General features: G+C 67.1%; 17 protein-coding genes, 1 tRNA gene and 1 pseudogene. 13 read left to right on the top strand and 6 right to left on the bottom strand.

All coding sequences use genetic code 11. The annotated features are described in order from the left end of the window. Positions 1-3 precede the first annotated feature (3 nt). Positions 4-1,302: a nicotinate phosphoribosyltransferase gene (locus AC5Y5E_RS19980; RefSeq protein WP_499904421.1), complete on the bottom strand. Its 1,299-nt coding sequence runs from the start codon at positions 1,300-1,302 to the stop codon at positions 4-6. 55 nt (positions 1,303-1,357) lie between these two features. Between AC5Y5E_RS19980 and clpS the strand changes: the two genes are divergently transcribed. From clpS to rdgB, 10 genes are all read left to right on the top strand, one after another. Further along, the gene (clpS, locus tag AC5Y5E_RS19975; protein ID WP_499904420.1) at positions 1,358-1,663 is read left to right on the top strand and encodes an ATP-dependent Clp protease adapter ClpS; all 306 of its coding nucleotides are present in this window, start codon (positions 1,358-1,360) and stop codon (positions 1,661-1,663) included. A 25-nt stretch (positions 1,664-1,688) separates the two neighbouring features. Next, the gene (gene aosR, locus AC5Y5E_RS19970) at positions 1,689-2,297 is read left to right on the top strand and encodes an oxidative stress transcriptional regulator AosR (RefSeq protein ID WP_499904419.1); all 609 of its coding nucleotides are present in this window, start codon (positions 1,689-1,691) and stop codon (positions 2,295-2,297) included. Continuing rightward, complete coding sequence (locus AC5Y5E_RS19965) at positions 2,294-3,325, top strand: P1 family peptidase (RefSeq protein ID WP_499904418.1); 1,032 nt, start codon at positions 2,294-2,296, stop codon at positions 3,323-3,325. Before aosR ends, AC5Y5E_RS19965 begins: the two co-directional genes overlap by 4 nt. Before the next feature lie 92 nt (positions 3,326-3,417). Further along, a complete protein-coding gene (locus AC5Y5E_RS19960; RefSeq protein ID WP_499904417.1) occupies positions 3,418-4,086 on the top strand; it encodes a rhomboid family intramembrane serine protease in 669 nt (222 codons plus the stop codon). After that, positions 4,083-4,898, top strand: coding sequence for a glutamate racemase (murI, locus tag AC5Y5E_RS19955; protein ID WP_499904416.1), 816 nt, complete (start codon positions 4,083-4,085; stop codon positions 4,896-4,898). The genes AC5Y5E_RS19960 and murI overlap by 4 nt, the downstream gene beginning before the upstream one ends. A gap of 72 nt (positions 4,899-4,970) precedes the next feature. Next, positions 4,971-5,753, top strand: coding sequence for a cyclic nucleotide-degrading phosphodiesterase (locus AC5Y5E_RS19950; protein ID WP_499904415.1), 783 nt, complete (start codon positions 4,971-4,973; stop codon positions 5,751-5,753). Between the two features lie 27 nt (positions 5,754-5,780). Next, the gene (gene rph / locus AC5Y5E_RS19945; RefSeq protein WP_499904414.1) at positions 5,781-6,560 is read left to right on the top strand and encodes a ribonuclease PH; all 780 of its coding nucleotides are present in this window, start codon (positions 5,781-5,783) and stop codon (positions 6,558-6,560) included. Between the two features lie 291 nt (positions 6,561-6,851). Beyond that, positions 6,852-7,223: a SpoIIAA family protein gene (locus tag AC5Y5E_RS19940; protein ID WP_499904413.1), complete on the top strand. Its 372-nt coding sequence runs from the start codon at positions 6,852-6,854 to the stop codon at positions 7,221-7,223. A 36-nt stretch (positions 7,224-7,259) separates the two neighbouring features. Beyond that, positions 7,260-7,859: a DUF4395 domain-containing protein gene (locus AC5Y5E_RS19935; RefSeq protein ID WP_499904412.1), complete on the top strand. Its 600-nt coding sequence runs from the start codon at positions 7,260-7,262 to the stop codon at positions 7,857-7,859. 126 nt (positions 7,860-7,985) lie between these two features. After that, positions 7,986-8,600 (top strand): RdgB/HAM1 family non-canonical purine NTP pyrophosphatase, encoded by a 615-nt coding sequence (gene rdgB / locus AC5Y5E_RS19930; protein ID WP_499904411.1) that lies wholly within the window; start codon positions 7,986-7,988, stop codon positions 8,598-8,600. A gap of 52 nt (positions 8,601-8,652) precedes the next feature. On the opposite strand, the gene AC5Y5E_RS19925 is transcribed toward rdgB, so the two are convergent. The 4 genes and pseudogenes from AC5Y5E_RS19925 to AC5Y5E_RS19910 form a co-directional block, all read right to left on the bottom strand. Next, a complete protein-coding gene (locus tag AC5Y5E_RS19925; protein ID WP_499904410.1) occupies positions 8,653-8,994 on the bottom strand; it encodes a DUF3817 domain-containing protein in 342 nt (113 codons plus the stop codon). Beyond that, entirely contained in the window at positions 8,991-9,371 is a 381-nt protein-coding gene (locus tag AC5Y5E_RS19920; RefSeq protein ID WP_499904409.1) for a hypothetical protein, read from the bottom strand. The genes AC5Y5E_RS19925 and AC5Y5E_RS19920 overlap by 4 nt, the downstream gene beginning before the upstream one ends. A 16-nt stretch (positions 9,372-9,387) precedes the next feature. Then, entirely contained in the window at positions 9,388-9,861 is a 474-nt protein-coding gene (locus AC5Y5E_RS19915; RefSeq protein WP_499905010.1) for an LAGLIDADG family homing endonuclease, read from the bottom strand. Positions 9,862-10,017: 156 nt separating this feature from the next. Next, a pseudogene (locus AC5Y5E_RS19910) lies at positions 10,018-10,125 on the bottom strand (hypothetical protein); the annotation flags it as partial. Between the two features lie 73 nt (positions 10,126-10,198). Here AC5Y5E_RS19910 and AC5Y5E_RS19905 point away from each other — a divergent pair. Continuing rightward, a tRNA-Leu gene (locus AC5Y5E_RS19905) sits at positions 10,199-10,282 on the top strand. A gap of 57 nt (positions 10,283-10,339) precedes the next feature. Beyond that, on the top strand, positions 10,340-10,654 hold the full coding sequence (locus AC5Y5E_RS19900) for a hypothetical protein (protein WP_499904408.1): 315 nt from the start codon (positions 10,340-10,342) through the stop codon (positions 10,652-10,654). Here the strand turns inward: AC5Y5E_RS19900 and AC5Y5E_RS19895 are convergent, their stop codons facing one another. Further along, positions 10,655-11,566 (bottom strand): NAD(P)H-binding protein, encoded by a 912-nt coding sequence (locus AC5Y5E_RS19895; RefSeq protein WP_499904407.1) that lies wholly within the window; start codon positions 11,564-11,566, stop codon positions 10,655-10,657. Positions 11,567-11,840: 274 nt separating this feature from the next. Between AC5Y5E_RS19895 and AC5Y5E_RS19890 the strand changes: the two genes are divergently transcribed. Beyond that, positions 11,841-12,968, top strand: a complete 1,128-nt coding sequence (locus AC5Y5E_RS19890) for a ferredoxin reductase (RefSeq protein ID WP_499904406.1) — start codon at positions 11,841-11,843, stop codon at positions 12,966-12,968. The last annotated feature ends 6 nt before the right edge of the window (positions 12,969-12,974 follow it).

Genomic DNA, 12,974 nt, shown 5'->3' with positions numbered 1-12,974 from the left:
CTCTCAAGCCCGAATCTGCGTCGTCGGGATCGCGGGCTCGCCGTGTGACAGGTTCAGCCCCTCCCACGGCAGGCTGCGCAGTCCCGAAGCGACCCGCTCGCGCGCCGCCGACAGGTCACCGTCGAACACCGCGTCCCCGCGGCGGACCAGGGGCGTCGTCACCACCCGGCACGGTTCGGTGGTCTCCGGCGGGCGGCCCGCGGGATACACCACCTCCTCGGTGATCGTCCCCGTCGGGCGTGCCAGGCGCAGCGCCTCCTTGCGGCCGCCGCGGGATTCCTTGTGGCTGCTTCGCTTTTGGACGGGCATGCCGTCCACCTCGACCAGCTTGTAGACCATGCTCGCGGTCGGCGCGCCCGAGCCGGTCACCAGCGACGTGCCGACGCCGTAGCTGTCGACCGGCTCGGCGCGCAGGGCGGCGATGCTGAACTCGTCGAGGTCGCCGGACACCACGATGCGGGTCTGCGTGGCTCCCAGTCCGTCGAGCTGTTCGCGCACCTGACGGGCGAGCACCCCGAGCTCACCGGAGTCGATGCGCACGGCACCGAGACCGGTGCCGGCGGCGGCCACGGCGTTGGCCACGCCGGCCGTCACGTCGTACGTGTCGACCAGCAGCGTGGTGCCGGCGCCCAGCGCGTCGACCTGGGCGCGAAACGCCGCCACCTCGTCCGGCCCGTCCCGGTGGGTGTGCAGCATGGTGAACGCGTGCGCGGACGTGCCCTCGGCGGGAATTCCGTATCGGCGCTGGGCCTCCAGGTTGGAGGAGGCGGCGAAGCCGGCGAGATACGCGGCGCGGGCCGCCGCGACCGCAGCCTGTTCGTGGGTCCGGCGCGATCCCATCTCGACCAGCGGCCGGTCCCCGGCCGCGCTGACCATGCGCGCCGCCGCCGACGCGATCGCCGTGTCGTGGTTGAAGATCGACAGCGCCAACGTCTCGAGGATCACGCATTCGGCGAAGCTGCCGTGCACCGAAAGCACCGGCGACCCGGGGAAGTAGAGCTCGCCTTCGGCGTAGCCGTCGATATCCCCGCCGAACCGGAAATCGCGCAGGTAAGCGACGGTGTCCGGGTCGAGGAATTGCGCCAGCAATTCGCACGCCTCGTCGTCGAACCTGAACTGCGGCAACGCTTCCAGGAGCCGGCCGGTGCCGGCGACCACGCCATAGCGGCGGCCATCGGGCAGCCGGCGGGCGAACAGTTCGAACGTGGTCCGGCGGTGGGCGGTGCCGTCGCGCAGCGCCGCCGCCAGCATGGTCAACTCGTACTTGTCGGTCAGCAGCCCAGCCGGGACCGGCTCGTCCATTCCGCAACGGTAACGGCTGGCGGCGGCGTGCGTGTGCCTCGGTATCGTAGGGGCCATGGTTGTTGCGTCAGCGCCCACGAAACCGGGCACTACCGGGCAACGCGAGTCAGCGCCGGTGGAGGTCACGGCCAGCCCGTGGGTCACCATCGTGTGGGACGACCCGGTCAACCTGATGACCTATGTGACGTATGTCTTCCAGAAGTTGTTCGGCTACAGCGAGCCGCACGCCACCAAGCTGATGCTGCAGGTGCACAACGAAGGCAAGGCGGTGGTCTCGGCGGGCAGCCGGGAATCCATGGAAGTCGACGTGTCCAAGCTGCATGCCGCCGGTTTGTGGGCGACGTTGCAGCAGGACCGCTGAGATTCGAGGTAGTCCGGGACTCCTTGTGCGCAAATGGAAGCGCGTCGAGACCGCCAACGGGCCCCGTTTTCGGTCCGCCTTGGCATCCCACGAGGCTGCCCTGCTCAAGAACCTAGTCAGCGCGATGATCGGCCTGCTCGACGAGCGCGAATCTTCCTCACCCACAGACGAACTCGAGGAGATCACCGGCATCAAGACCGGGCACGCCGAACCGCCAGGCGATCCGACGCTGCGCCGGCTGCTGCCGGATTTCCACAATCCCGACGACGCCGCCGGACCCGATGACGCGGACGACAAAGCTTCCGGCGATGCACCCGACAGCCTCAACGCCGCGCTGCGCAGCCTGCACGAGCCGGAGATCATCGCCGCCAAACGCGCTGCCGCGCAACGGCTTCTGGATACAGTTCCGGACAACGGCGGCCGTTTCGAGCTGACCGAGGACGACGCGAACTGCTGGATCGCGGCGGTCAACGACATCCGGCTGACGCTTGGGGTGATGCTCGAGATCGGGCCGGAGGGACCGGAGCGCCTGCCCGCCGACCATCCGCTGGCCGTGCACTTCGACGTCTACCAGTGGCTGACCGTCCTGCAGGAGTATCTGGTCCTGGCGCTGATGGGGGGACCGGCGGGATGAGCTCCATCACCGACGTCGCGGGCATCCGCGTCGGTCACCACCAGAGACTCGATCCCGACGCGTCGATGGGCGCCGGCTGGGCCAGCGGCGTGACGGTTGTGCTGACCCCGCCCGGGACGGTCTGCGGCGTCGATTGCCGCGGCGGTGCGCCCGGCACCCGCGAGACCGACCTGCTGGATCCGGCGAACACCGTTCGGTTCGTCGACGCGGTGCTGCTCGCCGGCGGCAGCGCCTATGGACTGGCGGCCGCCGACGGGGTCATGCGCTGGCTGGAAGAGAGCGAGCGCGGCCTGGCTATGGAGGGCGGCGTGGTGCCCATCGTGCCGGGCGCGGTGATCTTCGACCTGCCGGTTGGCGGCTGGGACCGCCGGCCGACCGCGGAGTTCGGCTATGCGGCCTGCGCGGCCGCCGCAGCCGGCGTGATGGCCGTCGGGACCGTCGGCGCGGGCGTCGGGGCGCGGGCCGGGGTGCTCAAGGGCGGCGTCGGATCGGCGTCGACGACGTTGACGTCCGGGGTCACCGTCGGCGCCGTCGTCGTCGTGAACTCCGCGGGCGACGTCGCCGACCGCGCGACCGGCCTGCCATGGATGGCCGACCTGATCAGCGAGTTCGGGCTGACGTCACCGCCGGCCGAGCAGATCGACGCGTTCGCGCAGTTGCCGTCGCCCCTGAACCCGCTGAACACCACGATCGCCGTGGTCGCGACCGACGCCGCGCTGAGCGCGGCCGCGTGCCGGCGCATAGCGATCGCCGCCCAGGATGGCCTGGCGCGGACCATCCGGCCGGCGCACACCCCGCTTGACGGCGACACCGTGTTCGCGCTGGCCACCGGGGCAGTTGAGGTGGCACCCGCCGTCGGCTCGAAGCCGCCGCCCGCTGCGTTCTCGCCGGAGACGGGCCTCGTCACCGAGGTCGGTGTGGCCGCGGCCGACTGCCTGGCCCGCGCGGTGCTGTCCGCGGTGTTCGCCGCTGAATCGGTCGCCGGAATACCGACCTACCGAGCCGTGTTGCCCGGAGCATTCGCCTGAAGGGAACCGTGACGCGCTTCGACTCGCAGGAGCAACACCGGCACGTATGCCGGTAGCCTGGACGATGCCGAGAACGCTCTAGAAGGGCAGCTATGGGCATGACCCCAGGACATCCGCGGGCGCCAGCAACCAAGTCGAAAAAGCGACCCCAGTGGATGGTCGGTGGGGCGACGATCCTCACGTTCGTCGCGCTCCTGTATTTGGTCGAGCTGATCGACCAGCTGATGGGCGGCAGGCTGGATTCCAACGGCATCAGGCCGCTAGAGGCCGACGGTCTGTGGGGGATCATCTTCGCCCCGGTTCTGCACGCCAACTGGCAGCACCTGATGGCCAACACGGTCCCGCTGCTGGTGCTGGGATTCCTGATGACGCTGGCCGGGTTGTCGCGGTTCGTCTGGGCCACGGCGATCGTATGGATCCTGGGCGGCTTCGGCACCTGGCTGATCGGCGACGTCGGCAGCAGTTGCGGACCGACCGACCACATCGGCGCCTCCGGCCTGATCTTTGGCTGGCTGACGTTTTTGCTGGTGTTCGGGGTGTTCGTGCGCAGGTTCACCGACATCGTCATCGGGTTGGTGGTGTTGTTCGCGTACGGCGGCGTGCTGCTCGGCGCGATGCCGGTGCTCCACCAATGCGGTGGGGTGTCCTGGCAGGGCCACCTGTCCGGTGCGGTCGCCGGCGTCGTCGCGGCGTATCTGCTGTCCGCCCCGGAGCGCAAGGCCCGCGAAAAGAAAGCCGGCGCGCGGCGCGCCAAGACATGAGTTCGCCGTTAGCGCCCGTCGGGGTCTTCGACTCCGGCGTCGGGGGACTGACCGTCGCGCGGGCGATCATCGACCAGCTGCCCGACGAGGACATGATCTACGTCGGTGACACCGCCAACGGCCCCTACGGGCCGCTCTCCATTCCCGAGGTTCGCGCGCACGCGCTGGCCATCGGTGACGATCTCGTCGACCGCGGCGTCAAGGCGCTGGTGATCGCCTGCAACACGGCGTCGGCGGCCTGCCTGCGCGACGCCCGCGAACGCTACGACGTCCCCGTCGTCGAGGTGATCCTGCCGGCGGTGCGGCGCGCGGTCGCCACCACCCGCAACGGGCGCATCGGCGTCATCGGCACCCGGGCGACCATCAACTCGCACGCCTATCAGGACGCGTTCGCCGCCGCTCGGGACACGGAGATCACCGCGGCGGCCTGCCCACGGTTCGTCGACTTCGTCGAGCGCGGCGTGACCAGCGGGCGTCAGGTGCTCGGGCTGGCCGAGGGCTACCTAGAGCCGCTGCAGCGCGCGCAGGTCGACACGCTCGTGCTCGGGTGCACGCACTACCCGCTGCTGTCCGGGCTGATCCAACTGGCGATGGGCGAGAACGTCACGCTGGTCTCGAGCGCCGAGGAGACCGCCAAGGAGGTGCTGCGGGTGCTCACCGAAAAAGACCTGCTGCGCCCGCATGACGCGCCGCCCGCCACGAGGGTGTTCGAAGCGACCGGCGATCCCGAGGCCTTCACCAAACTCGCCGCGCGCTTTCTCGGGCCCGCGGTGACCGGCGTTCAGCCAGTGCATCAAACCCGCGCCCGCTAGGCGCGCGGGGAGATTCTGGTCACACCAAAGCGGCCATGTTTTCTCCATCGCCCCATCGGGCATGGCACAGTAGTGTCCGTGCGAATAACCGTGCTCGGCTGCTCGGGCAGCGTGACCGGTCCGGATTCGCCTGCATCGGGTTATCTGCTTCGGGCACCGGATACCCCGCCGCTGGTACTCGACTTCGGCGGCGGTGTTTTGGGCGCGCTGCAGCGCTACGCCGATCCCGGCTCGGTCCACGTGCTGCTGTCGCACTTGCACGCCGACCACTGCCTGGACGTGCCGGGGCTGTTCGTGTGGCGCCGCTACCACCCGTCGAAGCCACTCGGGAAGGCGTTGTTGTACGGGCCCGGCGACACCTGGTCCCGGCTGGGCGCAGCGTCGTCGCCGTACGGCGGCGAGATCGACGACTGTTCCGACATTTTCGACGTCCGCCACTGGGTCGACGGCGAGCCGGTGACGTTCGGCGCGGTCACGGTGACGCCGCGCGTGGTCGCGCACCCCACCGAGTCGTACGGCTTGCGCATCACCGACCCCAGCGGCGCGTCGTTCGTCTACAGCGGCGACACCGGGGTCTGCGACCAACTGGTCGAGCTGGCCCGCGGCGCCGACGTCTTCCTCTGCGAGGCCTCCTGGACGCACGCGCCGGATCGCCCGCCCGCGCTGCACATGTCCGGCACGGAGGCCGGCCGGGTCGCCAAGCAGGCCGGCGTGCACGAGCTGCTGTTGACGCACATCCCTCCGTGGACTTCGCGCGAGGACGTCATCACCGAGGCCAAGGCCGAGTTCGACGGTCCCGTGCACGCGGTGGTCTGCGGTGAGACGTTCGATGTCCGCCGCTCCGAAAGGGTCTGACCACCCGGCGTTGGCTAGGGTTACTGGGTGTCCAAACGAGAAGACGGCCGCCTCGACGACGAGCTTCGCCCCGTCGTCATCACCCGCGGATTCACAGACCACCCGGCGGGCTCGGTACTGATCGAATTCGGCCACACCAAGGTCATGTGCACCGCCAGCGTGACCGAGGGGGTGCCGCGCTGGCGCAAGGGTTCCGGGCTGGGATGGCTGACCGCCGAATACGCGATGCTGCCGTCGGCAACCCACACGCGCTCCGACCGCGAATCGGTGAAGGGCCGGCCGAGCGGACGCACCCAGGAAATCAGCCGGCTGATCGGCCGGTCGCTGCGGGCGTGCATCGACCTTAGGGCGTTGGGGGAGAACACGATTGCCGTCGATTGCGACGTGTTGCAGGCCGACGGCGGCACCCGCACCGCGGCGATCACCGGCGCCTACGTCGCCCTGGCCGACGCGGTCACCTACCTGTCGGCGGCCGGCAAGCTTTCCGACCCCCGACCGCTGTCGTGTGCCATCGCGGCCGTCAGCGTCGGCGTGGTCGACGGCCGGATTCGGGTCGACCTGCCCTACGACGAAGACTCCCGCGCCGAGGTCGACATGAACGTCGTGGCCACCGACACCGGAACCCTGGTGGAGGTCCAGGGGACCGGCGAGGGCGCGACGTTCCCGCGCTCGACCCTGGACAAGCTGCTCGACGTCGCGCTGGCGGCCTGCGACCAGTTGTTCGCCGCCCAGCGCTCGGCGCTGGAGCAGCCATACCCAGGCGTGTTGCCCGAGGGAGCGGCGCCGTCGAAGGCGTTCGGCAGCTGACCCACCTGCTGGTCGATAGTCTCGGGCGACCATCCCCGAACGTCGGCAATCCAAGCCTCCGGCTAGAACCCCAATGCCCCTGGCGGTCATGCGGCACGCAAGGTCGTCATAGGTTCAGTCGCCGCAGGTTCGGGATTCGAACCTGCGTAGGCGTGCCGACAGATCTACAGTCCGCGACGCCGGGCCGTTTGTGTGGTTGCGATGACTTTGGCCTCTTACGCAAGCAGGCCCCGCGAGGAGACGATGACGACACGAGAATAGACCTCGTTTCAGTTCGGGAGGATAGACATCGTGATCGAGGCGTTGAAGGACTTCCCCGACAACGTGGTGGCATTTGCTCTCCACGGGCATTTGACTGAGGCGGACTACGAAAAGGTGCTGATACCGGACATCAACGAGAAGCTGACTCGACACAAAAAACTGCGGGCGGACACCGTGATCGCGTCCGACTTCGCGGGGATCGATCCCGGGGCCCTCGGGAAAGATACGAAGCTCGGCCTCAGTCACTTCTTCGACTGGGAACGCGGCGCGCTCGTCACCGACGTGGAATGGATGAGCCGGGCGACGAAATTCTTCGCGCTCCTGATGCCCGGAGACTTGCGTACGTTCCCCACCGCTGGAGCCGACAAAGCGCGCGAATGGATTGTTGAATCTCAACAATAAGCTGCAACGAGAACGTGAACCCAGAAGGATTAATTGATGGTTAGCCGACCAGTCCCACTTGAACATGCTTTTCTCAATACGCCGTGGTGGGCGATGGGGCAGATGACGCGTACACATGCGGAGCCGCGCATCAACGAAACCGCGACCCGCGCTAGGGCGGGTTTGCTGAATATTATCTCGGCAATCACGATTGCATTATTGCTCTTGCGCCCGGAAACCGATCCGGTAATCATTGTGGGTCCGCTCGTGCTTTTTGATATGTTGGCTGCGGCGGCTACCGGCTTAACTCCGTTCAGCCCCACCGGCATTCTGGGCACAGCGTTAACAATGCACATGCGTCCTGTGTGGAAACCAACGCGGCCGAAACGGTTTGCATGGTTGCTCGGTGCCGGTTTAGCGGCGACGTGTCTTGCGATGCGCCTGTTTGGGGCCTCGCCCGTAGCGATGGCGGCTGTCGTCGCGGTCTGTTTTGTCCTGACGTGGTCGGAGGCTACGCTGGGATTTTGTGTGGGCTGTTACATGCATAAATTGATTTGGGGTTGTGAAGAGTGCGAAGTCCCTTATGTCAGGGAAATAGCAGCACGACCGGCAATAAACCAGGAAAGTTCAGTAATAAACTTGGAAAGTCGCGCGTAGGCCCGGGACCACAGTCGGTGAGGCTCAATCGGCCCGGGCAGTGACGACGATGCTGAGGATTCGACTACTGCCCGTGTTGCAAGCCGAGATGGTTCCAGCAGAGGTGATGACCGTGTTTCGGATTAATTGGTGACCAAGCTGCTGGTCGCCAGCCGCAATCCCAAGAAGCTGACGGAACTGCGCCGCGTGCTCGACGGCGCCGGTCTGTCGCGGCTGACGTTGGTTTCGCTCGACGACGTGGCGCCGTTCGACGACGCCCCCGAAACCGGCGCGACGTTCGAGGACAACGCGCTGGCCAAGGCGCGGGACGGGTTCGCCGCGACGGGCCTGGCGTGCGTGGCCGACGACTCGGGCCTGGAGGTGGCCGCCCTGAACGGGATGCCCGGTGTGCTCTCGGCGCGCTGGTCGGGCAACCACGGGGACGACTCGGGCAACACCGCGCTGCTGTTGGCGCAGCTGCATGACGTGCCCGATGAACGGCGCGGCGCGGCCTTCGTGTCCGCCTGCGCGCTGGTTTCGGCGTCGGGGGAGGTCGTCGTTCGCGGCGAGTGGCCCGGCTCCATCGCGCGGGAGCCGCGCGGTGACGGCGGGTTCGGCTACGACCCGGTGTTCCTTCCCGATGGCAGCGACCGCACCGCGGCGCAATTGGGCCCGGCGGAGAAGGACGCGGTGTCGCATCGCGGTCGCGCGCTGGCGCTGCTGGTGCCGGCGCTGCGCGAGTTGGCCGCACCACGAACGTGAGGCTGGCCGGACGTTCGGCCCCGACTGTGCGGACAGCCGCACGCTCGATCGACTAAAGCCCGAAGCGCGCCTTGACGGCCTTGGTCTGGAAGTGCTCGACGATGATGCCGAGCAGGGGGATGGTGCCGGAGAGCAGCACGCCGATGGTCTTGCCGATCGGCCAGCGCACCTTGATCGCGAGGTTGAACGCCGCCAGCACGTAGGCGAAATACACCCAGCCGTGCACGACCTCGATCCAGCGGATCTCGTGGTGGAACGCCAGGTGCGAGACGATCTCGTAGCACAGCGCGATCAGCCAGAGACCCGTCGTCCATGCCATCACCCGGTAGGCGAGCAATGCCGTGCGAATCTTCTCGATCGGGAAAGCGGGCGCGGGCGTCTCGGGGGTGCTCATGTGGTGGTCCTGTTCTCCTTCTCGGCGTCTTTCCGGGCGAGCTCGGCCAGGTAGGCGTTGTACTCCCGCAGCGCGGGATCGTCGGTCGGCGGCTGCGCCGGCTGGGGCCGCTCGGGCAGCAGCCCGGCGGGGATCTCGGTCATCTCGCCGCTGTTCCGCGGTTCGGGTGGCTGTTCCTCGTAGCGCACGAATTTGCGGTAGGCGTAGACGCAGAACCAGGCGAACAGCGGCCACTGCAGCGCGTAGCCCAGGTTCTGGAACGTGCCCGAGACGGACTGGAACCTGGTCCACTGCCACCAGCCCAGCGCCAGGCAGCCGCACGCCGCGACGATCACCAACGCGATCAGCGCGGGCCTGCGACGGCGGGTAGTGGACACCACTTGACCGTACCGCTCACGATTTGGGCCCGACGAATTCGTCAAGGCGCGCTACCGCAGCCTTGCGGTAGACGGCGATGACGTAGCGGCTTGACCGAGTCCATGGGATCCCAAGGTCGTCGAGCGCTCCGGTGAACAACCCGAGGATGTCCTCCGATCGGTTCGAGAAGTGGTAGCGGACACTACGGACGCCGCGGTCATTTGCCACTACACGGCATCCGTCGCTGTCGATCAGGCCTCGAATGAATTCCTCGGTGGCTTGTTCGACTAGCAGCTCCTGCCACCGATCCAGCCGAATCGGCCTCAGATGTTTCTTGCCTGGGCCGTGCTGTGGCAAGAGGCACGGCCAATGCTTGGAGTAGAGCGAGACGATGACGCATCCTTTCGGTTGCGGCTCGATAGATGCGCGCTGGCCAGGCATCAGTGAGTCGACCGCCACCCGACAGCGCTCGATGATTTCTGGGTACTTTTTGTCCAACGTGATGCGCAAACGCCAAACCCGCCGGTTGGGTGAGACACAGCCATCGCCGAGGTAGAGACCGAGAACATAACAGTACGGTGCCGCTGGGATTGCAGAAAAGTCGTGAAGGACGCCGCAATTCGATCCAAACGGTAGCCGCGAGCGAATCTGAGGTCGGCATCGCCAGTCCCGCACCGTCGGCCTCGGCACACCCAGCTGACGCGCGATCGCGCAGTCGTTTAGGCCAGCAGCAATGAGGCGCCTCGCCGCCTCGAACTGCTCGGCAGGCCGCATCGAGAGCCTTTCGTCGGTTGGGCGCCAGGCTAGGCCGCGCCACCGACAAGCGGGCGATAAGATCGCTAGGTCCGCGGGCGTGGCGAAATTGGCTTACGCGCCGGCTTTAGGTGCCGGTGCTCGAAAGAGCATGAGGGTTCGAGTCCCTCCGCCCGCACGTGTTTTGTTGCGCGTTCCGCGGGTAACCGCGATGAACCGCAATAAGGAAGGCGCCATGGCCCAGGAGCCGCTCGAGCAAGCCATCACGGCCGAAGATGTGGACCGCGCGGAAAGCAGGGCGGCCGAGGCTCGCGAACGGGCCGCGCTCGCAGGCCTCCCGGCGGCGCGCAGCTTCGAGGAGTCCGCGCGCCACCACGAACACATTGCGCAGGTGCAAGACAAGAACGTCGAAAACGGGGTGTCTCACGTAGAAGTGCACCGGAGGTCTGAGATGCGCCATCGCCAGGCGGCCGCCGACGACCGCAAGCACGCCGAGCAGAAGCGAAGGGATTCCGAAGACAGCCTCTCGCTGCATGCCGACGGATTGTGATCAGCCGAAAAGTTCGCGGTGCCGTTCGACGTAGTGCCGCACCGTCTCCGCGGGACGGCCGGTGATGCGTTCGACATCGTCGGTGGACCGGTTGTAGCGGTCCTCGCGGTGCAGCCGCGCCATGGTGGCGATGTGTTGCTCCACGTGCGGCGGCAGTCCCAGCCCACCAAGCTCGCGCTGCCACTCGTCGTCGGTCGGCCGAACGGCGGTCACGGGTCGGCCCAGCGCTTGCGAGTACTGCTCGGCGAGTTCATCGACGGAAAGCATTGCAGGGCCGGTCAATTCGTAGATCGCACCGAGATGCTCGTCTGGTGCGACCAGCACCGCGGTAATGACGTCGGCGACGTCGGCGGAGGCCACGGGTGAGGTGCGCCCGCTTCCGAACGGCAGCGAGAGTTGGCCGGTTTCGCGGATCGAGCGGGCCGTCAACATCCCGAAGAGAGGGTTCTCCAGCAGCACGGTCGGCCGGACGTGCACCGCCGGGACGCCCGACCAATTGATGACCCGCTCGGCGAGCCAATGCAGGCGTTGGTGCTTGGATTCCGCCGTGCTCGTGGCGGTCATTTGCGAGACCGTCATTTGCGACATGTTGACCAACACTTCCAGGCCGCCGAGCTCCTCCGCCGCCGCGCACACCACCGCGGTGGCCTGCAGGTAATCCGGCGAGACGCTCATGTTGAAGAACATCCGGGTGATGCCCGACATCGCCGCGAAGACGTCGACGGGGTTCGTCAGGTCCCCGGCGATCACCTCGGCGCCCTGGGCGCGCAGCGCGTCGGCGCGAGCGTCGTCGCGGTGCACCATCGCGCGGACGGCAGCGCCCCGGCTGAGCAGTCTGGTCACCACTTGTGGGCTGATGCCGGCGACCCCGCCGCCGGCGCCCGTGATGAGGTAGCTGGGTGGCTCTGCCATGAAAACACCTTTGTTTCAACGGATTTGGAGCTGATCGTAACTCCGCGGGAGGGCTTACGCGTGTTCACAAATTGGCCCCGTGCTCAATGGCGCTCAGATACGCACGCGGTAGCTTGAATGCGCAGCTAGAACGGCATTTTCGCTAAGCGTCGAGAGGTCACGGAGAATCAAGTCAGCGAACGCGTGTTTATCGAACTCGGCGGGTGGGAAGCCGATGGGGAAGCGTGAGCCGACCGGCCCACGTGAAACCTCGATCAGACCGCTGGAATGACTCATGGCTTCTCCGTTTCGTAGCCTCACTCGTTGGAGCACCGCACCCGCCAAACGCGTACAGACCGCCCGATCCTGGGTCAATGTGCCGCGTGGGCTGGCCGCCCGCGCGACCACCCCGTTGTTGCCCGACGATTACCTCAAGCTGCTCAATCCACTGTGGTCGGCGCGCGAGTTGCGCGGCCTCATCGTTGACGTTCGACCCGAAACCGCCGACTCGGCGACCGTGACGATCAAGCCCGGCTGGGGATTTTCGGGGCGATACAAGCCGGGCCAGTATGTCGGCATCGGCCTGCGGATCGACGGCCGGTGGCACTGGCGCTCCTATTCGTTGACGTCGATCCCGCGCCGCGACAACAAGAACATCACCATTACCGTCAAGGCCACCCCCGAGGGCTTTCTGTCGACCCACCTGGTCAATGGCGTCAAGCCGGGCACCATCGTGCGCCTGGCCTCACCCAAGGGAGACTTCGCGCTGCCGGACCCGGCGCCGCCCAAGATCCTGTTCATCACCGCCGGCAGTGGCATCACCCCGGTGATGGCCATGCTGCGCACGCTCAGGTCGCGCGGACAGCAGGCGGACATCGTGCACATCCACTCGGCGCCGAGCGCCGACGACGTGATCTTTCACGACGAGCTGCGCGAGCTGGAAAAGGCACAGCCGGGATATCGACTTCACCTGCAGCTCACCAAAACTCAGGGTCACTTCGAATTCGACGACCTCGCCGGAATCGTGCCCGACTGGCAGGGCCGCCCGGCCTGGGTGTGCGGCCCGAACTCCTTGTTGGACGCCGCCGAAGAGACCTGGAAAGGCGCTGACTGCAGCGATCAGCTGCACATGGAGCGCTTCACTATCGCCGCCACGGACAAAGGCGGCGAAGGCGGAACGGTCACCTTCGCCATCTCCGACAAGACGGTCGAAATCGACGGTGCCACATCGATTATGGAGGCCGGCGAACAGGTGGGCATCCAGATGCCGTTCGGGTGCCGGATGGGCATCTGCCAGACGTGCGTGCTGCCGCTCGAGGCCGGGCACGTGCGCGACTTCCGGTCGGGGACCGAACACAGCGCGGGCGACCGCATCCAAACCTGCATCTCCACGGCATCCGGAGACTGCACGATCAAGATCTAGGGGGAC

It is taken from the genome of Mycobacterium sp. NGS54, from assembly GCF_059812465.1.
The sequence above is the reverse complement of the archived record's forward strand: the minus strand, read 5'-3'. Positions and strand labels throughout refer to the sequence as shown.

Bases quoted from the DNA above. Each gene is read 5' to 3' on its own strand.
- murI (WP_499904416.1), top strand. From the start codon at position 4,083: ATGAGTTCGCCGTTAGCGCCCGTCGGGGTCTTCGACTCCGGCGTCGGG.
- AC5Y5E_RS19965 (WP_499904418.1), top strand. From the start codon at position 2,294: ATGAGCTCCATCACCGACGTCGCGGGCATCCGCGTCGGTCACCACCAG.
- AC5Y5E_RS19980 (WP_499904421.1), bottom strand. From the start codon at position 1,302: ATGGACGAGCCGGTCCCGGCTGGGCTGCTGACCGACAAGTACGAGTTG.
- AC5Y5E_RS19935 (WP_499904412.1), top strand. From the start codon at position 7,260: ATGGTTAGCCGACCAGTCCCACTTGAACATGCTTTTCTCAATACGCCG.
- AC5Y5E_RS19960 (WP_499904417.1), top strand. From the start codon at position 3,418: ATGGGCATGACCCCAGGACATCCGCGGGCGCCAGCAACCAAGTCGAAA.
- AC5Y5E_RS19895 (WP_499904407.1), bottom strand. From the start codon at position 11,566: ATGGCAGAGCCACCCAGCTACCTCATCACGGGCGCCGGCGGCGGGGTC.
- AC5Y5E_RS19925 (WP_499904410.1), bottom strand. From the start codon at position 8,994: ATGAGCACCCCCGAGACGCCCGCGCCCGCTTTCCCGATCGAGAAGATT.
- AC5Y5E_RS19890 (WP_499904406.1), top strand. From the start codon at position 11,841: ATGGCTTCTCCGTTTCGTAGCCTCACTCGTTGGAGCACCGCACCCGCC.
- AC5Y5E_RS19900 (WP_499904408.1), top strand. From the start codon at position 10,340: ATGGCCCAGGAGCCGCTCGAGCAAGCCATCACGGCCGAAGATGTGGAC.
- clpS (WP_499904420.1), top strand. From the start codon at position 1,358: ATGGTTGTTGCGTCAGCGCCCACGAAACCGGGCACTACCGGGCAACGC.